The sequence below is a fragment of the Phytobacter cepae genome, assembly GCF_054165735.1.
Genome location: NZ_CM135107.1, coordinates 2017167 through 2035660 on the forward strand (window position 1 = coordinate 2017167; position 18494 = coordinate 2035660).

At 54.7% G+C, this 18494-nt stretch carries 19 protein-coding genes; 5 read left to right on the forward strand and 14 right to left on the reverse strand.

Features of this window, described 5'->3' with window-relative positions:
- Positions 1-2: 2 nt before the first annotated feature.
- The 7 genes from fliL to fliF form a co-directional block, all read right to left on the reverse strand.
- A complete protein-coding gene (gene fliL, locus ACUY4Q_RS09430) occupies positions 3-479 on the reverse strand; it encodes a flagellar basal body-associated protein FliL (protein ID WP_458046766.1) in 477 nt (158 codons plus the stop codon).
- A gap of 104 nt (positions 480-583) precedes the next feature.
- Positions 584-1819, reverse strand: a complete 1236-nt coding sequence (gene fliK / locus ACUY4Q_RS09435; protein ID WP_458046767.1) for a flagellar hook length control protein FliK — start codon at positions 1817-1819, stop codon at positions 584-586.
- Positions 1816-2259: a flagellar export protein FliJ gene (gene fliJ, locus ACUY4Q_RS09440; protein WP_458046768.1), complete on the reverse strand. Its 444-nt coding sequence runs from the start codon at positions 2257-2259 to the stop codon at positions 1816-1818. Before fliJ ends, fliK begins: the two co-directional genes overlap by 4 nt.
- Positions 2260-2280: 21 nt before the next feature.
- Positions 2281-3651: a flagellar protein export ATPase FliI gene (fliI, locus tag ACUY4Q_RS09445; protein ID WP_458046769.1), complete on the reverse strand. Its 1371-nt coding sequence runs from the start codon at positions 3649-3651 to the stop codon at positions 2281-2283.
- Positions 3651-4358, reverse strand: coding sequence for a flagellar assembly protein FliH (fliH, locus tag ACUY4Q_RS09450; protein ID WP_458046770.1), 708 nt, complete (start codon positions 4356-4358; stop codon positions 3651-3653). Before fliH ends, fliI begins: the two co-directional genes overlap by 1 nt.
- Complete coding sequence (gene fliG / locus ACUY4Q_RS09455) at positions 4351-5358, reverse strand: flagellar motor switch protein FliG (RefSeq protein WP_458046771.1); 1008 nt, start codon at positions 5356-5358, stop codon at positions 4351-4353. The genes fliH and fliG overlap by 8 nt, the downstream gene beginning before the upstream one ends.
- On the reverse strand, positions 5348-7048 hold the full coding sequence (gene fliF / locus ACUY4Q_RS09460) for a flagellar basal-body MS-ring/collar protein FliF (protein WP_458046772.1): 1701 nt from the start codon (positions 7046-7048) through the stop codon (positions 5348-5350). Before fliF ends, fliG begins: the two co-directional genes overlap by 11 nt.
- A 227-nt stretch (positions 7049-7275) precedes the next feature.
- Here fliF and fliE point away from each other — a divergent pair, with 227 nt between their 5' ends.
- Entirely contained in the window at positions 7276-7596 is a 321-nt protein-coding gene (gene fliE, locus ACUY4Q_RS09465) for a flagellar hook-basal body complex protein FliE (protein WP_458047304.1), read from the forward strand.
- Between the two features lie 45 nt (positions 7597-7641).
- On the opposite strand, the gene yedF is transcribed toward fliE, so the two are convergent.
- Together yedF and yedE are read right to left on the reverse strand one after the other, a co-directional pair.
- Positions 7642-7872: a sulfurtransferase-like selenium metabolism protein YedF gene (gene yedF / locus ACUY4Q_RS09470; RefSeq protein WP_458046773.1), complete on the reverse strand. Its 231-nt coding sequence runs from the start codon at positions 7870-7872 to the stop codon at positions 7642-7644.
- The gene (yedE, locus tag ACUY4Q_RS09475; protein ID WP_458046774.1) at positions 7869-9074 is read right to left on the reverse strand and encodes a selenium metabolism membrane protein YedE/FdhT; all 1206 of its coding nucleotides are present in this window, start codon (positions 9072-9074) and stop codon (positions 7869-7871) included. Before yedE ends, yedF begins: the two co-directional genes overlap by 4 nt.
- A 201-nt stretch (positions 9075-9275) precedes the next feature.
- Here yedE and yedD point away from each other — a divergent pair, with 201 nt between their 5' ends.
- A complete protein-coding gene (gene yedD / locus ACUY4Q_RS09480; RefSeq protein WP_458047305.1) occupies positions 9276-9689 on the forward strand; it encodes a lipoprotein YedD in 414 nt (137 codons plus the stop codon).
- Positions 9690-9741: 52 nt separating this feature from the next.
- Here yedD and amyA read toward each other — a convergent pair whose 3' ends face one another.
- From amyA to fliD, 4 genes are all read right to left on the reverse strand, one after another.
- A complete protein-coding gene (amyA, locus tag ACUY4Q_RS09485) occupies positions 9742-11226 on the reverse strand; it encodes an alpha-amylase (RefSeq protein WP_458046775.1) in 1485 nt (494 codons plus the stop codon).
- A 98-nt stretch (positions 11227-11324) separates the two neighbouring features.
- On the reverse strand, positions 11325-11684 hold the full coding sequence (fliT, locus tag ACUY4Q_RS09490) for a flagella biosynthesis regulatory protein FliT (RefSeq protein ID WP_458046776.1): 360 nt from the start codon (positions 11682-11684) through the stop codon (positions 11325-11327).
- Positions 11684-12094: a flagellar export chaperone FliS gene (gene fliS, locus ACUY4Q_RS09495; protein WP_458046777.1), complete on the reverse strand. Its 411-nt coding sequence runs from the start codon at positions 12092-12094 to the stop codon at positions 11684-11686. The genes fliT and fliS overlap by 1 nt, the downstream gene beginning before the upstream one ends.
- Positions 12095-12114: 20 nt before the next feature.
- Positions 12115-13527 carry a flagellar filament capping protein FliD gene (gene fliD, locus ACUY4Q_RS09500; RefSeq protein ID WP_458046778.1) on the reverse strand — a complete coding sequence of 471 codons (1413 nt, stop codon included), beginning with the start codon at positions 13525-13527 and terminating at the stop codon, positions 12115-12117.
- A 240-nt stretch (positions 13528-13767) separates the two neighbouring features.
- Between fliD and ACUY4Q_RS09505 the strand changes: the two genes are divergently transcribed.
- Both ACUY4Q_RS09505 and ACUY4Q_RS09510 read left to right on the forward strand, forming a co-directional pair.
- Positions 13768-14685, forward strand: a complete 918-nt coding sequence (locus tag ACUY4Q_RS09505; protein ID WP_458046779.1) for a flagellin N-terminal helical domain-containing protein — start codon at positions 13768-13770, stop codon at positions 14683-14685.
- 194 nt (positions 14686-14879) lie between these two features.
- Positions 14880-15785, forward strand: coding sequence for a flagellin N-terminal helical domain-containing protein (locus tag ACUY4Q_RS09510; RefSeq protein ID WP_458046780.1), 906 nt, complete (start codon positions 14880-14882; stop codon positions 15783-15785).
- A 48-nt stretch (positions 15786-15833) separates the two neighbouring features.
- Here the strand turns inward: ACUY4Q_RS09510 and ACUY4Q_RS09515 are convergent, their stop codons facing one another.
- Positions 15834-17150, reverse strand: a complete 1317-nt coding sequence (locus ACUY4Q_RS09515) for an IS4 family transposase (protein ID WP_458043217.1) — start codon at positions 17148-17150, stop codon at positions 15834-15836.
- A gap of 254 nt (positions 17151-17404) precedes the next feature.
- Between ACUY4Q_RS09515 and ACUY4Q_RS09520 the strand changes: the two genes are divergently transcribed.
- Complete coding sequence (locus tag ACUY4Q_RS09520; protein ID WP_458046781.1) at positions 17405-18313, forward strand: flagellin N-terminal helical domain-containing protein; 909 nt, start codon at positions 17405-17407, stop codon at positions 18311-18313.
- Positions 18314-18494: the final 181 nt, after the last annotated feature.

An 18494-nucleotide genomic window follows, 5' to 3' on the forward strand; every position in this document is an offset into this window, starting at 1 on the left:
CTTTACCGCAAAATGAAAGCTGTATAAAGAACGTCAGTGACTTCCTGCTTCGGCTGGCCGGGCACTAACGGTGATGCGAGCGCTTCTTTGATCGAGGCTGCAAGTTTTTGTTTCCCTTCATCGGTTGCAAGCTGCGAGGCGTCCTGACGGGAGAAGAGCAGCAGTAAACGGCTGCGGACTTCCGGCAGATACTCGCTCAGTCTTGCCCGCGTCAGGTCATCTTTCAGACGCAGCGTAATACCGATGTACAACACGCGATCCGCATCGCCCAGATTGACCGTAAAAGTATCCAGAGCGAAAAAGACCGGTGCAGGTGGCGGCGGTGGCGCTTCGGCTTCCGCTTTGGCATCCGTATCCGGGTGCGCTTGCATACGCCAATAGCTATAGCCCGCCGTGGCACATGCAGCAAGGGTGATTAACACCAACAGCGGGATCCAGATTGAACGCTTACGTTTTTTGGTTATAGCGGTGTCAGTCATCTGATGCGTGCTTCCTGTTAGGTACTGCTAATAGGCTGATTATCCCGTGTCCTGTTCACGTCAAAGCGCGGAAAAGACGGGGATAATCATGCTACCTCTGGCGTTTAGGCAAAGATATCAACCGCACTGTTGCCCCGAGCCGCGGATTGCAGGCTTGTTGAGGTTATCAGCGGTTCATCATCTTCCGTAACAAAACGCTCACTGCTACCTGAACGAGATGACTGTTGCTGTCCGGAGAACGACTGCTGCTGGCCGGCGAAACTTTCACTGCTGATGTTGCTCTGGCCCAGTTGAATACCACTCTCAGCCAGAGAGGTACGCAGCGTGGGCAGCGCCGCTTCCAGTGCCTGGCGCACATGGCTGTGCGGAGACATCATCTGCAACTGCGCCATATTGTTGTCGTCAATTTTGAGGGAGATCTGAATCTGACCCAGCTCTTCAGGGTGCAGATGCAGCTGTGCGTTCTGCTGTCCCTGACGCGTAAACAGGGTGACGTGCTGACTCAGGGTCTGCTGCCACTCGTTGCTGCCCAGGGGCGCGCTGAGCACGGCGGCAGAAACGGGTGCGCTGGCCTGAGCCGATGATGCGTGGCTGACGACCGGCGCAAGGCTTGCGGTGGTGTTCACGGTCAGGTTCGCGTTATCCGCATCCTTTTTCACCGCCAGGGCAGCAGCGGCCTGGAAGCTGTCATCGCCGGTAGCGACCGTAGGCTGCGGCAGTGCGCTGTCTGATTTTGCCTGCGCGGAAAGGGCCGCAGCGTCCGTGGATTTGCCGGTCAGTGGCGTTGCGCCCAGGGTCCGGGTGGTCGACGCGGTAACCTCAACAGACGATGCGCCGGTAGCGGCTTTTGGCGCCAGCTGTGCCGTTTGTTGATGCGGCAGCATCGCCATCAGCGCACTGAGGCTGGAGAGCTCTTCATCGCTTAAATCTGTTTTACTGTCGTCACTGGCTTTACTGCCTTTAGTCAGCGCTGCCAGCACATCACTTTTGGCGGTGGGGGTCAGCCCGGACAACAGATTTTGCACTTGCGTCGTTTCATCAGCGGAAAGCGTTGCCTTGTCGGACGCCTGGCGCGCCAGCAGGTCGGCAAGTTTCTGTGCCGGCGTCTCGCCGGCGTCTGCAGCGAGCGCACGCAGGTTCTTCGCCGATTTCCCAGCGGCGGTTTGCAGGCCAGCCAGTGACAGGCCAGCATCAGCATCGTCACCCAGGGTGGCGTTGCCGCCGAGCGCACCGGCCAGAAGGGCAAGAAAATCTTGTGCCGTGTCGCCGCCGGCTTTACCGCTCAGGCCGCCACTGGTCGCATCCACATCCGTGGCGAGCAATTTTTGCAGGGTGATCATTCAAATTTCCTCTGTGAAGCGCGCTGGGCAAATTCGTCCATTTTCTTTTGGTCAAGGCGGTTTTCGGCCTGAAGCAGAGCGGCCGCCTGTCTGTCCTGCAATGTTTGCCATGCCTGCAGGCGCTGCTTTTTCTCCCGCCAGCAGCCCAGTGCGCTGTCCACTTTTTGGGACCACTGCGCCAGCTGTTGGCGGTGTTGTTCAATGGCTTTTTCCAGCGTCAAAATAAACTGCTGGTAGTTCTGCCAGCGCTGGGCGTCAATCCCCTGACTCATATCATTATTCAGGTTATTGCGGTACTCATGCTGGTAGTCCATCAGCATCTTGAGTTGCTCTTCCGCCTGTTGACAGCCGCGGCGCATCTCTCCAAGCTTCAGTGCCGCATCTTCAACTTCTTTTTCTGCCAGATCCTTTAGCGTCGTTAACGCGCTATTTTGCGTCATGATCGTCGCTCTCCAGGTGCATTAGACCGTCGGGAAGATAAGCTCAAGGGCTTGCATAGAATCTTCCCATCCCGCACGTTCGAAAATACCTTGCTGCAAAAACGCTTCCAGTTGCGGCCACAGGGCGATGGCTTTATCCAGCATTGGATCGCTGCCACGGGCATAGGCTCCCACGCTGACCAGGTCGCGGTTACGTTGGAAGCTCGACAACAACTGTTTGAAATTTCTGACGCGTGCGTAATGTTTTTCCGTAATCAACGCGGTCATCGCACGACTGATAGACGCTTCAATATCAATGGCCGGATAGTGACCGGCTTCCGCCAGACGGCGAGATAATACGATGTGTCCGTCGAGGATGGCGCGCGCTGAGTCAGCAATAGGATCCTGTTGGTCATCACCTTCGGTCAGCACCGTGTAGAACGCGGTAACGGAACCGCCACCGCTCACACCGTTGCCTGCACGCTCAACCAACGCAGGCAGTTTGGCGAAAACAGAAGGGGGATAACCTTTCGTGGCTGGCGGCTCACCGATGGCGAGCGCGATTTCACGCTGGGCCATGGCGTAACGCGTCAGGGAGTCCATAATCAGCAACACGTGCTGACCGCGATCGCGAAAATCTTCCGCGATGCGCGTGGCGTAAGCAGCGCCCTGCATACGCAATAAAGGAGAGACATCCGCCGGGGCCGCAATGACAACCGAACGTGCACGGCCATCGGCACCGAGGATATTCTCGATAAAATCTTTCACTTCACGACCACGTTCACCAATCAGCCCGACGACAATCACGTCGGCTTCGGTGTAACGCGCCATCATGCCCAACAGTACGCTCTTTCCGACGCCGGAACCGGCGAACAGGCCCATACGCTGACCGCGACCGACCGTTAACAAGGCGTTGATCGAACGCACACCGGTATCCAGTACATGTTCGATGGCGGTACGCTGGAGGGGGTTAACGGGCTGGGTGATCAGCGCGCCGGTTTCCGTGGTGTCCGGGGAGGGGAGACCATCAAGAGGCTTACCCGCGCCGTCCAGTACGCGGCCCAGCAAGGCGGGGCCGAGCGGCAGCTGCTTACCGCTGTGCAGACCGTCCGCCGACGCGCTTCGCGCATAGACGCGCGCACCGGGCAGAATGCCTTCCACTTCTTCAAGCGGCATCAGGAACAGACGCTGACCGTTGAATCCGACGACTTCGCTCTCGACTTCGCTCATTTCGCCCTTGTCATGGCGCTCAATGATGCAGGTTGCGCCCAGCGGCAGTTGCAGGCCGGTGGCTTCAAGCACCAGGCCGGTTGCGCGGGTGAGACGACCATAACGACGCACGGACGGCAGTTGCGCCATCCGGGTTTCAAAGGTGTCCAGCGTGTTCAGCCAACGGTTCAGTCGTGTGGTCATTACACCACTCCAGGTGCGGCCAGGCGGCACAGTTCTTGCCAGCGTGTCGCCACGCTCGCATCAAGATCGCCTTCATCCGCAGACACTTTACAGCCGCCAGGATGGAGGGTCGGGTCGCCGCGCAGACGCCAGCCGTGCAGGCTTAGCGTCGCGCCGAGCATCTCTTCCACGCGCTGCAAATCATCCGGGTGGACGCGCAGTTGCGGTTTGCCGCTAAACAGCGGCTCCTGCTGAAGCAGCAGTTGAATTTGTTTAATGAGTGCCGTGTTGTCCACGCAGGGCGTCTGACCAATCACCTGTCGGGCCGCTTCAAGGGCCATCTGCATCAGGCGAGAGGCAATGACGCTGTCCAGTGCATCGAGGGTGTACTGGAATTCGCTGACCAGTTGCTGCATCCGGGCGTGCAGGGGCGCCTGCTGCTGACGCGCCTGGTTAAGGCCACTTTCCTGACCCTGCGCCAGACCTTCCTGATAACCCTGTTCCTGGCCTTTCAGACGACCTTCGGCCAGGCCCGCATTGTAGCCCGCCTCATGCGCCTGCATCTGGATCTGCGCTAACTGCTGCTGGCGTTTTTGCTCAGCAGACAGTTCGTCCTCAACATTTTCCTCTTCCGGCTCGTCGTTATCGTCGAAGGCCGGAGCGAAGGCAGGGACGGGGATGGCAAGGTCTTCAGGTTTCCAGACCTTCCACGGCAGTTCGTTAGACATAGGTATCCTCGCCGCTGCCAATCACCATCTCGCCGGTTTCTGCCAGACGACGAACAATAAGCAGGATAGCTTTCTGTTCGTTTTCCACCTGCGACAGACGCACCGGGCCACGGTTGGCAAGGTCGTCGCGCAGGATGTCTGCCGCACGCTGCGACATGTTGCGCAGGAACTTGTCGCGCAACGGTGGTTCGGCACCTTTCAGTGCAACCAGCAGGGATTCGGAATCCACTTCCTGCAGCAGGCGCTGGATACTGCGGTCGTCCACGTCCACCAGGTTTTCGAACAGGAACATTTCGTCGATGATTTTCTGCGCCAGCTCGCCGTCGAATTCGCGCACGGCGGTAATGACCGCTTCTTCCTGCTGGGTTTTCATCAGGTTGATAATTTCGGCCGCAGTTCTCACGCCGCCCATTTTGCTGCGCTTGAGGTTCTGGCCGTCGAGCAGGTTGTTCAGCACTTCGGTCAGTTCTGCCAGTGCGGCTGGCTGTACGCCGCCGAAGGTGGCGATACGCAGCATGACATCGTGACGCAGACGCTCATCAAACAGGGCAAGAATATCGGCCGCCTGACCCCTTTTGAGGTGGACAAGGATGGTGGCGATAATCTGCGGGTGCTCGTCGCGAATAACATCGGCGGCACTCTGCGGCTCCATAAAGTTAAGCGTCTCGATCCCGCTGGTGGTGTCGCGGGTTTCGAGAATATCTTCCAGCAGGCTGGCGGCACGCTCTTCGCCGAGCGCTTTGACCAGCACGGAGCGCAGATAGTCGTTGGCGTTGATATTGAGCGCCGCGAACTGTTCCGCTTCGTTCTCGAACTCCTGCAAAACATCCATCAACTGTTTGTTGGAAATCTGCTTTACGCTTGCCATGGCGGTACTGAGATGCTGCACTTCGCGCTGGGAGAGGTGTTTGAACACCTCTGCCGCACGGTCTTCGCCAATGGTCATCAACAGGATGACGCTTTTATCCGTCCCGCTAAGGGTGCCTGTATTATTGCTCATGTTCAGTACTCATCCACTGGCGAATGACCAGCGCCACGACGCGCGGATCGTTATCAGACATTTCACGAATGCGCTGGCTCATGACTTCTGCCGTCATGCGCTGATTACTGCGGCGCTGCTGAAGCTGCTCATCTTTGCTGAGGCGAACTTCGACCGACTCTTCAATTTCAGCACGGGCACGCTGCTCTTCCTGAATCGCTTTCGCCTCTTCCTGGCGGCGCACCAGCTGCGGACGTACCGCTTTGCGCCACAACAGCCAGGCCACGATAAGCACCAGCAACCAACGACCTGCAGCCAGCATCTGATCGATAAACGCTTGCTGTTGCCAGAACGGCAGCTGACCACCCACATCGTCGGTCGAGTTGAACGGTGAGTTCACCACGTTGAGGGTATCGCCACGTTTTTCTGAGTAACCCATGGCTTCGCGGGTCAGGTTTTCAATTTGTTTGATCTGGTCAGCCGTCAGCGCTTCGGTTTTACCATCCGCCAGCGTCCGGTAGTTCACCACCACTGCAACGGAGAGGCGCTGGATGTCGCCCACGTTCATCTTGGTGTGACGAATCGTGCGATCGACTTCGTAGTTAGCCGTTTCATTACGCGTGGTATTACGCGGCCCGGCGGTGTTGGCGGTCGAGGTGGTCTGCTGCTGACCGTTGGCATTCTGCTGGCCGTTCTGCTGTTGATTCTGGTTAGCCGGCGGAGTAGTAATCGGCGCGCTGTTTGCAGGCGCAGGCTGGTTAGACAACGCACCCGGAACCCCACCCGGATACTGGCCACCAATCTGCTCGCTTTCATTGGTCTGACGTGAACGCAGCACCGCCTGAGAGGCATCGCCGTTAGGCTGATACTGCTCTTCGGTCTGCTCTTTATTATCGAAATCAATCTGCGCGGTCACCTGGGCATGGATGTTGCCGTTGCCAACAATCGGACCCAGAATCGCTTCGATACGACGCTGAACGCGGCCTTCAACGTCCGCTGCGTATTTGAGTTGGGCATCGTTCAGGTCGCGCCCGGCCGTGTTCGACTGGGTGAGCAGGCGACCGGTCTGGTCGACGACGGTCACGTTACCCGGCGGGAGACCCGCTACGGCGCTGGAAACCAGGTGTACGACGGCACTGATTTGGCCTTCGTCCATGGCGCGGCCCGGCGCCAGGTTAACGGTCACGGAGGCAGAAGGGGATTTTTGCTCACGCACAAACAGCGACGGTTTTGGCATGGCAAGATGGACGCGCGCCCCTTTAACCGGGCCGAGCGTTTCAATAGTACGGGCCAGCTCACCTTCCAGCGCGCGCTGGTAGTTAACCTGCTCGCTGAACTGGCTAATGCCGAATTTTTCCTGATCGAGCAGTTCAAACCCAACGGCGCCGCCTTTTGGCAAGCCCTGCTGCGCAAGGCGCAGGCGCAGTTCATGCACTTTATCGGCAGGAACTTCAAGTGCGCCACCGTTCTCAGCGAAGCGGTAGGGGATGTTCATCTGGGTGAGTTGGGTAACGATAGCACCGCCGTCCTGGTCGGACAGGTTGCTGTAAAGCGTGCGGTAATCAGGGCTTTTTGCCCACAACACCATCGCAACGACGATGGCAACGGCTGCAGCTCCCGCAACCATTAATGGAATTTTGGGGTTAGCACGTAAGCGGTTGATCCACTCCAGAGATTTATTCTGGGGCGCAGTCGCTGAAGTTGCACTCATTGTGCACCTCTTAACTCAGGGTGGATGTTGTTATTTGAGTAGTGAAGCAAAACAGACTCCCGGGTCGGCAAACTCGACATTTATCCATTAACATGGCTGTGCCATTATTTGATGATTCGGAATTTTCTATGCCTCAAATAACCTGGTTTTTTGTCGTTATTTACCGGCATTATCGCATTGACAAACTGTTAGTATTGTCCGGGTATCAAACCATCCGGGAAAAATCCATGGCAATTCAGGGTATTGAAAGCGTTGTCAGCCAGCTGCAAGCTACGGCAGGAATCGCTAAAAATCAAAGCATTGACAATGCTGACAGCGTTCAGACCGTCAGTTTCGCCGGGCAATTGCACGCGGCGCTGGATCGAATCAGCGATACGCAGAACGCAGCGCGCACGCAGGCTGAAAAATTCACCCTCGGTGAACCGGGCGTGGCGTTGAACGACGTGATGACCGATCTACAGAAATCATCCATTTCCCTGCAAATGGGCATCCAGGTGCGCAATAAGCTGGTTTCTGCGTATCAGGAAGTGATGAACATGCAGGTGTAGGTTTGTTTGATGACGGCCCTGAACAGGGCCGTCTTTTTTTTTGCGTTAACGTTGAATCAGGTAACGAATGGTCGGGCCATCCTGCTGGATGTCCAGCACCGTATAGCCATGGTTACGCGCATCGACCGGAATGTTGTTGATGGACTGCGGACAGTCGCTTACCACTTCCAGTATCTCCCCTTTTTTGAGTTGAGGCAGGGCTTCGAGAGTTGCTACCGCCGGGTAGGGGCAGGGCTCGCCGGTCATATCCAGACGATAATCAGGCACAATACTCATACAGCCTCCTTAGCAGCCACGGGCGCTGCACGCCGAAAGAAATGTTTTTCCCAGCCAATCACCAGCAGCAGAGCGATGACCAACATAACGTAGGTCACCACTAGCCCGCCGAGTGGGCCGAATGATTTGAGGAGATTGATTTTATCCCAGTTGGTGGCGAGCACCGGGGACAGCCCATCCCAGTAATAAGCCAGTAACGTTGACCCGATGACGTTGCCAAGACCGACCCACCAGAAGTGCACCTGTCCTTCAACCGCGCGGTACATCCAACCGGTCTCGCAGCCGCCCGCCAGCACAATGCCGAAGCCGAACAGCAGGCCGCCCAGCACCGCATTCGGACCCGCCCACATGATTTTGGCTTCCACCCCGAGCTGAACATAACTAAAGATACCAATTGCGCTGGCCGCCATACCGAAGATGATGGCCTTCGCCATTACCGTGCGCCCGGTGATCCACAGGTCACGAAAAGCCGAAGTAAAGCAAATCTGTGCGCGCTCAATCAGCAAACCGAAGCCCACGCCAAACAGCATAGCGAGTCCCAGTTTGGGTTGATTCATGGCGGTGAGCAGCGCCCAGCCCAGCATGCCCGCAAATATCAACATCCCTAAGCGAAAGCGGCGACGGGCCTGATCGGCATTTTGCGTGAGCGGTGAGGCCGCAGAGACTTTCTGCATTTTCACCGGTATGCGAAAGAAGGGCAGCAAGGTAAAGCGGGCGCCAAACCAGGAGCCGATAGCGGTGGCGATCGCAAAAAACCAGGCGTGGAGGGAAAATTGTGGGATCCCGGTGAAAAAGGCGGCCAGATTACAGCCCATCGCCAGACGTGCGCCAAAACCGGCAATGATGCCCCCCGCAATGGCCTGCGCAATGCGTTTGCGGCTGTGTGGAAATCGCAGCTTCACGTTATTCGCCCAGAGTGCCGCAGCAAAACAGCCGCCGAACATGCCGATTATCATCATGCCGTCGATGCGCGTCAGCGGCGTGCCTTCGAGATGGATGAGCTTAAAGTATCCCCACTCTTCGGCATGTATGCCCATCAGTTGCAATAACTGGCCACCCCAGCGGGTGAATTCGCCGGTGACGGCCCAGAAGGTGCCGGTAATGCCGAAGTAGTAGGTGGAAAGAATGCCCGCCGCAATCACGGCCGGAATAGGGGACCAGAACTTAATCAGGAAGGTTTGTTTAAAATGGTGCCAGGACATAACGTCAGCCTCTGAACTCAGAAGGATCTATTTATGCAGTCAATAACCGCGTGAGGGGGAGGATCATACACGGTGGCGCGGTGATTAACCCCGGAGCACGTCAAAGAATCAATGCGAAAAGGGGGATTGTCGGCCACGAAAGACTGGTGACGGTGCGTTTTTGATGCCAAACTCTTTGGGGTTCTGGAGGCAGGAAAAATGATGAAAAAACGTTGGGTTATCGGTGCATTAGTGCTCTTAAGCGGTTGTGTGCCACTTGAAAACTATGAAGGTGTCGTCAAACACCCGGCACCGCCAGGGCTGGCAGGGTACTGGCAGTCTGAAGGGCCGCAAAGTGAACTGGTGAGCCCGGAGGCGATTGCCAGTTTAATTGTGACCCCTGAGGGGGACACGCTGGATTGTCGTCAGTGGCAACGGGTCATCGCCGTGCCGGGAAAACTTTCCGTTCGTGAAGATGTGCTCGACAACATCACCCAGCAGCTCGACAGCTATCGTATAACGCGTACAGGCGATCGTCTTGATTACGATGGGATGACGCTAAAACGCGTCGAAAAACCGACCCCTGAATGTGCCGATGCACTGACCAGGAAAAAAGCGGTGGGGCTAAAACCGTAATTCGCCAGTGATGGCAAACGCTGAGTGAATCTTTTCACCCAGCGTTTGATCGTTACTCTTCGTCAATCACCCACACGCTTACGCTGCCGCCCTGGCAGGTAAACACGCCTTCGCCCTGGGCATTTGTGGTTACCGTCTCTTCCCGATTAGCCAAAAAATCCCGCCAGGTTTTATTGCCGTAGTTATCACCCAACGCCAGCGTCTTCTCCCCTTCATCGCCGTTGGACATCACCACCACGCAGCCCGGGTCTTCCTCGGTACCGCTGCGGCTGAAGGCGATGCAGTTGGGATGATCAAACCACAGAGTCTGCACGCCATGGGCATAGCGTTGCCGGGCCTGAATGAGTTCAGCGAGCTTATCAATGACCGGCATATCAACGTGGTATGTTTCGCCATCGCCTCCGGTGTCGTCATAGCTCGCGCCGAACAGGTCCGGGTAAAATACCGATGGCACACCGTTTTCACGCAGTAAAATAAGCGCGTAGGCCAGCGGTTTAAACCAGGCTTCTACCGGGGCCTCCAGTGCCTGAAGAGGCTGGGTGTCGTGATTGGCCACCAGGGTAACGGCATGGAAAGGATCGGCCTCGACCAGCGTACCGGTGAAAATCTGCCGCATGTCATATTCGCGCCCCTGCAGCGAAGCTTCATGAAACTTCATGTGCAGCGGGGCATCAAACAGCATGGTGTTGCCCTCCACCTGATCAATGTACTGTTGCAGCTTGTCGACTTCATGTGACCAGTATTCAGCGACGATAAACAGCGGCTTCGGTGCAACCTCCTGCACATGATTAATCCACTCTTTATAGAACCAGGCCGGGATGTGCTTCACCGCGTCAAGACGAAAACCATCACACTGGGTCTGTTCCATCATCCAGCGCGCCCAGTACTTGATCTCCTCAGTGACCGCGTGATTGCGGAAATCAATATTCGCGCCCATCAGATAATCGAAATTGCCCATTTCGTCATCGACCTGGTCGTTCCAGCCGTCGCCGGTGTAGTCGTTGACAATTTTGAACACGCCATTTTCATCCGGGTTTTCAATATGATCGATGCCGCTAAAACATTTGTAATCCCAGACAAAGCGCGAGTACTGACCCTGACGGGCAGGGAAGGTGTAGCGCGTCCAGCCCTCACACTCAATGATTTCATCGTCAATGTGGGTGCGATCCTGCTCGTTGACTCGATTGACGCGAATAGACTCCTTTTCATCAGCCCCCATTTTATGGTTTACCACCACATCCATCAGGACGGCGATATCGTTGTCATGCAGAGCATTGATGGCTGCGAGAAGTTGGGATTTATCGCCATATTTGGTGGCAACAGTGCCTTTCTGGTCGAACTCACCCAGATCGAAAAGATCGTAGCTGTCATAACCGACCGAATAGCCACCGGCTGCCCCTTTACAGGCGGGAGGTAACCAGACCATATTGATGCCAATATCATTCAAACGCGTAGCGCGTTCGAGGATCTCTGGCCACAGTTTTCCGCCGTCCGGGTAGTACCAGTGAAATGCCTGCAATAGCGTGGGGTTTTTCATCTTCCGTGCTCCTGATTAAGAACACACGAAGTATGGCTGAAAGCGGGGAAATGGCGCGGGTGAAGCGTTAAATATTCACCCGCATCATCGACGCGAGATCACAACTCGCTGGGGAACAGAACATTGCCAGAGAGACGTCCATATGCTGAATTCAGGTTATGTTGTCGGGATGTTTGTCCAACCAGATTCCGTAATTCTTCCATGCGCTGGTGCAGTAACGTTTTCAGCTCCACTTCATTCTCAAGGATCTGTTTCAGAAGGGGGCGAATTTGTGCCTGCACTGGGGGTGCAACATCACTTGCACCCTGAAATTGTGTCAGCTTTTCTACCGCCGTCACGTACGCCAGTTCATGTTGAATCAGGTCATCCCAGCGAGCTTCCCTCGCCAGGTTGAGCATGGTACAACTGGTCATCAGCAGTTGTTGGTAGTGGTGGAGCAACCCGAAATTTGCTTCCATTAGTATGTGTCCCGCGCATTTGGATTATGTGGACCAATTTCTTTCCAGGCATCCGCAATGTTGGTAAGCAACGCTGCGACTTCTTCAATGGCGGTAAGGTCATTGTGCAAATTGGCCTGTAAAAGACGCCGTGTCATGTAGTCATAAAGACTATCAAGGTTGGCCGCGAGCTCACCACTGGCATCGTGGTTAAGACCCGCGCGCAAACCATTGCTGATGATGTTGATGGCATGTGACAGCGCCTTTCCTTTACCGGGAATATCTCCCAGCTCAATCAAGATGGCTGCTTTTTTCATCGCGCTTAGGGCGCCATCAAAAAGGAGAACCACAAGTTGATGTGGGCTGGCGCTCAGGACGGCGCTTTCAATGCCGACCGTTGCATAGGCCTGGATTCCCGATTTCGTATACATGTCAAACCTCAATCAGTAACTTAAGAACTCATTGCATTAAACTGTTGCGTCAAATAGCTGGCCGTTGAGTCGAGTGAAGAGATAAGCGTACTCAATGACGTAAACTGCGCTTTATAACGGGCCATGGTGGCCGTAATCTGCGTGTTTACGCGGTCATAATCTTCTGACAGCTTTTTCAGCGTTTTATTGATACCGTCGGTCGCATTCTGCAGAGAACCGTCCGTACCCAGGATATCTTTCAACAACGCACTGGTCTGGGTAGCAAACCCGGTTTTTGAGCCATCCCCCGACAGGAAGGTAATCACGTCGGCAGATTTTTCATTCAGTGCTTTTTCAAGCTTGGTGCTGTCAACGGTCAGCTTGCCATTAATGTCCTGCGTGATGCCCAACTGAGACAACGCAGAAAGAGAACCGCCGCTTTGGTTGGTCGACAGCATGGAGCGCACACGCGTCTGGATATTACGCAGCGTACCGTCGCCCAGCAGGTCGCCATTCGAACTGTCCTGACTGGTCGTACCCTGATCAACCGCCGTATATTTGGTCTGATTGCCGATCGTGGTTTGCAGCGAGTTGTAAGCATCAACAAATGCCTGAATCGCTGAGGTCATCGCGGTGTTATCTTTTGCGACCGTCAATGTTTCCGGGCTGCCGACATTGGTTTTAGTCAGCGTCAGCGTGACGCCTTCAGGGGCATCCGTAATCGTGTTGCTGCTACGGGTAATGTCGATGCCATTCACTTTGAGCTTCGCATCCGCAGCGGGGACCTGTTGAGTCATGCTACTCGGACCGGCACCCGTTGCATCGTAACTGATGTACTGTTCCAGAGACGGGTCATCTGTAGTGATGGTCATCGCATTCGCGGTGCCACTCTCTTTGGACGTCAGCGACAGGTAATAGCTGTTGTCATCGGCTTTGATGATACTGGCTGTCACGCTACCTTGTTTCGCGTTGATCGCATCACGCACGTCAGCCAGGCTGGTTTTATCGCTCGCCAGCGTCACCGTAAAGGGATCGGTTTGACCCGGCTGCTTAATGGTAATAGTGCGCGAGGCCAGATTGCTGTCGCCCAGATCGGTATCCTTACTTGCCACTTTCTGGCTGAGTAACGACTGCGCAGAAGCCAGCGCTGAGACCTCTACCGAATAGGTTCCTGCCGTTGCGCTGTTCGCCAGCGTCGCGGTGAAGGCGCTGTTGGTGCTCGTCACCTTCGCTGAGGCAATCGCCGACGTATTCTTCAGCGCATCAGAGGCCGTCTGCAGCTTATTTAAAGAGGTTTGAACAACACCCCATGCAGTCAGCTTTGCCTTATAGGAGGTCTGCTGCTTGGTAATAGGCGTCAGTTTGGTTTGTTCAGCAGACTCTAAGCCATCATACAGTGTGCTGAGGCTTGAACTCATACTGGTGCCAGCACCGAGCGAACTAATTGTTGCCATAAATAACATCCTTTCATCTGAGACAATCACTGGATGGATTATCGGCAGCGAATGAGAAAAGATTAGAGACTTTTTAAAAAAACAATGGGCAAATAAAGCGCGAGAATACGGGGCAGTTTATCGCTTTAAAAAAATGATTTTTTTCCTAAAGGTTGTCGTATATCGGTCGATAATCAGAAACAACGGTGAGAAAGCCGTAGGCAGATGCCTGAATACGCTAACTTTTAAAGGAATTCCATCATGGCTGTTATTAATACTAACACCCTGTCGCTGACGACTCAGAACAACCTGTCTAAATCTCAGTCTTCACTGGGTACTTCTATTGAACGCCTGTCTTCTGGCCTGCGTATCAACAGTGCAAAAGACGACGCGGCGGGTCAGGCTATCGCTAACCGCTTTACTTCCAACATCAACGGTCTGACCGTTGCTGCACGTAACGCCAACGACGGTATCTCTCTGGCACAGACCGCTGAAGGCGCGCTGTCCGAGATCAACAACAACTTGCAGCGTGTGCGTGACCTGACCGTTCAGGCGCAGAACAGCTCCAACTCTGCATCAGACATCGACTCCATCCAGGCTGAAGTTAACCAGCGTATGGAAGAGATCAACCGCGTGACCACGCAGACTGATTTCAACGGTATCAAAGTACTGAACACCAACTCCGGTACCAGCAGCTACAGCTTCCAGGTTGGCTCTAAAGACAGCGAAACCATCTCTGTTTCCATGAGCAAAAGCAACGACTACAACCTGTACAATGCTGGCGCAAGCACCACCTTCGCAACTACCGGTCAGTCTGTTAACGGTAACGCACGTACCACTGCTGCTGAAGGCTTCGACGTACTGAGCGGTACTGTTGCTTCCGGCGCTACCGCAGGTACCGTAAACGGTTCCCCGCTGGCAGACATCGATAACGCAATCAAAGCCGTAGACAGCCAGCGCAGCCTGCTGGGTGCGTCTCAGAACCGTTTCGAGTCCACCATCACCAACCTGAACAACACCGTGAGCAACCTGACCGCTGCCCGCAGCCGTATTCAGGACTCCGATTACGCGACCGAAGTGTCCAACATGTCCCGTGCGCAGATCCTGCAACAGGCTGGCTCTTCTGTACTGGCTCAGGCCAACCAGGTTCCGCAGACCATGCTGTCCCTGCTGCGTTAATCGCAAATGTCTTGATGACAAAAAAAGCGCCGCTTGCGGCGCTTTTTTTATGTATGAACTCAATGGGTTATGCTGTTAATAAAATAATCAAAAAAGCGTTAAAGCATTTGTTCAGGTCGTCGATAACTAGTAATACGGTGATGACGCCACTGGCCTTTACCGGAACTTACTTTTACCAATGAAGGAATTTCACCATGGCTGTTATCAATACTAACACCCTGTCTCTGACGACTCAGAATAACCTGACTAAATCTCAGTCTTCTCTGGGTACTTCTATTGAACGTCTGTCTTCCGGCCTGCGTATCAACAGCGCAAAAGATGACGCAGCGGGTCAGGCAATTGCAAACCGCTTTACGTCCAACATCAACGGTCTGACCGTTGCTGCACGTAACGCCAACGACGGTATCTCCCTGGCGCAGACCGCTGAAGGCGCGCTGTCCGAGATCAACAACAACTTGCAGCGTATCCGTGACCTGACCGTGCAGGCGCAGAACAGCTCTAACTCTGCATCAGACATCGACTCCATCCAGGCTGAAGTTAACCAGCGTATGGAAGAAGTTAACCGCGTGACCACGCAGACTGACTTCAACGGCATCAAAGTGCTGAACACCGGTTCCGGCACCAGCACCTCCTACAGCTTCCAGGTTGGCTCTAAAGATAGCGAAACCATCTCTATCTCCATGAGCAAAAGCAACGACTACAACCTGTTCAATACCACCGCTGCTACCGGTGCTACCGGCGGCATGGTTAACGGCAACGCCCGTGCAACCTCAGCTGAAGGCTTCGACGTACTGAGCGGTACCGTTGCTTCTGGCGGCGGCACCAACGGTTCCCCGCTGGCAGACATCGACCTGGCCATTAAAGCGGTAGACAGCCAGCGCAGCCTGCTGGGTGCGTCTCAGAACCGTTTCGAGTCCACCATCACTAACCTGAACAACACCGTGAGCAACCTGACCGCTGCCCGCAGCCGTATTCAGGACTCCGATTACGCGACCGAAGTGTCCAACATGTCCCGTGCGCAGATCCTGCAACAGGCTGGCTCTTCTGTACTGGCTCAGGCCAATCAGGTTCCGCAGACCATGCTGTCCCTGCTGCGTTAATCGCAAATGTCTTGATGACAAAAAAAGCGCCGCTTGCGGTAACACCGTTCACTTAAGATGTTTTGAGCGAACGGGATACTGGGTTTTAGAGATTCGAACGGTCCTCTTTTTGGGCCGTTTTCTCTTTTCTGGCAGGATAAATTGCTTCACATTCTCCCGCATTTTCTTCAGCTTCGTCGGGATCGTCCCGGGTTTACTCAGTGAACACCAGATGAGTTCATCCTGGATCAGCCTCATCGCCATCACGAAGCTTATTCGCAGCGGCGCCACTTTTGCTTCCCGGGCTATCTGACTCATCTCCATCCGTATCAGATTATAGCCTGTCAGCAGGCCCCAGATTTCCTGATATATTCCGCTCACCTTCTGACTGCGCAGCAGAGTCGCTGTACTCAGCTGGAACTGTTTCAGCTCTCCGTAGCCGTTTTCTATACTCCATCGCTCCTGATACACATAACGCAGCGCCTCTGCCGGATACTGCTCCGGCTCTGTCAGAGAGGTAATAAAACCTTTGTAATCACCTGATTCACCCTCACATTCTATTAGCCGGGCCTGCCAGTTTTCAGGCAGCGAGCTGTCCTGTTTTCGCGCATGCGGTGAGACCTGCATCTCCACCAGATGGTCTCCCTCACCGAAGGTTTCAACTATCCGGTATTTTGTATTGCCTTTCAGGGGAACCAGCCAGTGCGCGTCCTGTTGCCTGTGTTGCCAGTTAATCAGTAATTCTGCGGACAAGTAACAGCGGTCAAACAGCGTCAGGCTCTGCACCTGAGGCGATAACTGCTTCGCGTAACTGACTTCACCGGTGTTTGCCGGCCCAAATTTCACATCGTGGATCAACCGACTGCGCAGGGACATCAGCGCGCACAGCCTGACCATCGGGTACTCAGTGTGTCTGTCCGGGCGATGCTTTATGTACTCAAAATGGTCTGCAAGTTCAGGTGTATCGGGTGTGCGGAAAAGCGTGCCATCAACGGCGAACAGGCGTAATCCGTGCCAGAGGTCATCCTTGTCTTCCTGTTGGGTCCAGTGCCCGGCCGTCAGCGTGAAGAGTTCGCGAAGCGGTTCTTCGCTGAGCCGTTGTCGGGCCTGGGCAATGGAACTGGCGGCGAGTGTATCCCCCTCCTGCGAACTCAGGACGAGGTCGAGTTTTGTCACCACATCCGTGATGGAACGGTCGCGGTACAATCCCATGCCCACAATCAGCCAGACCACGAGTTCTGCAGGGAGCTTACGTTTACGGATACTGGCTTTATTCGTGGACTCAAGTACCTGAGAAATCCACTCAAGGGGAATGGCACGCTGGAAACAGGAAAGTGAAGCGGGTTCAGCCCAGGTCTGCGTATCGTCAAGCCAGGTCGAAAGCATTAAAAAGCCCCATCAGAGAATTGATGAGGCTATTGTCGTCTACCCGCCGGATCGTTCAACCGATCATTTTGCTTAACCGATCGGTGTTACCGCTTGCGGCGCTTTTTTTATGTATGAACTCAATGGGTTATGCTGTTAATAAAATAATCAAAAAAGCGTTAAAGCATTTGTTCAGACCGTCGATAACTAATATGACGGTGATGATGCCGCTGGCCCTTACCGGAACTTACATTCATCAATGAAGGAACTACACCATGGCTGTTATTAATACTAACACCCTGTCGCTGACGACTCAGAACAACCTGACTAAATCACAGTCTTCTCTGGGTACTTCGATTGAGCGCCTGTCTTCCGGTCTGCGTATCAACAGCGCCAAAGACGACGCTGCAGGTCAGGCTATTGCAAACCGTTTCACGTCCAACATCAACGGTCTGACCGTTGCTGCACGTAACGCCAACGACGGTATCTCCCTGGCGCAGACCGCTGAAGGCGCGCTGTCCGAGATCAACAACAACTTGCAGCGTATCCGTGACCTGACCGTGCAGGCGCAGAACAGCTCCAACTCTGCATCAGACATCGACTCCATCCAGGCTGAAGTTAACCAGCGTATGGAAGAAGTTAACCGCGTGACCACGCAGACTGACTTCAACGGCATCAAAGTGCTGAACACCGGTTCCGGCACCAGCACCTCCTACAGCTTCCAGGTTGGCTCTAAAGATAGCGAAACCATCTCTATCTCCATGAGCAAAAGCAACGACTACAACCTGTTCAACGCAACGGGTGCAACCTTCACCACGACGAGCCAGACTGTTAACGGCAACGCACGTACCACTGCTGCTGAAGGTTTTGACGTTCTGAGCGGCACCGTGAACGCCACCGGCGGCGTGAATGGCGGCCCACTGGCTGACATCGATAACGCAATCAAAGCGGTAGACAGCCAGCGCAGCCTGCTGGGTGCGTCTCAGAACCGTTTCGAGTCCACCATCACTAACCTGAACAACACCGTGAGCAACCTGACCGCTGCCCGCAGCCGTATTCAGGACTCCGATTACGCGACCGAAGTGTCCAACATGTCCCGTGCGCAGATCCTGCAACAGGCTGGCTCTTCTGTACTGGCTCAGGCCAACCAGGTTCCGCAGACCATGCTGTCCCTGCTGCGTTAATCGCAACGCTTTCAGAAAGGCATCTTCGGATGCCTTTTTTTATTGGTTTTTATCGACAATCGCTGGATATAAGCCCTTTTCTGTAACCTTTTTTCCCTCTCAATATCCCCCTGTTACCGCACAATATCCCATAACTACCGCTGTGCCTTTTTAACATGCCGCACGATGCAGGCCGGGCACT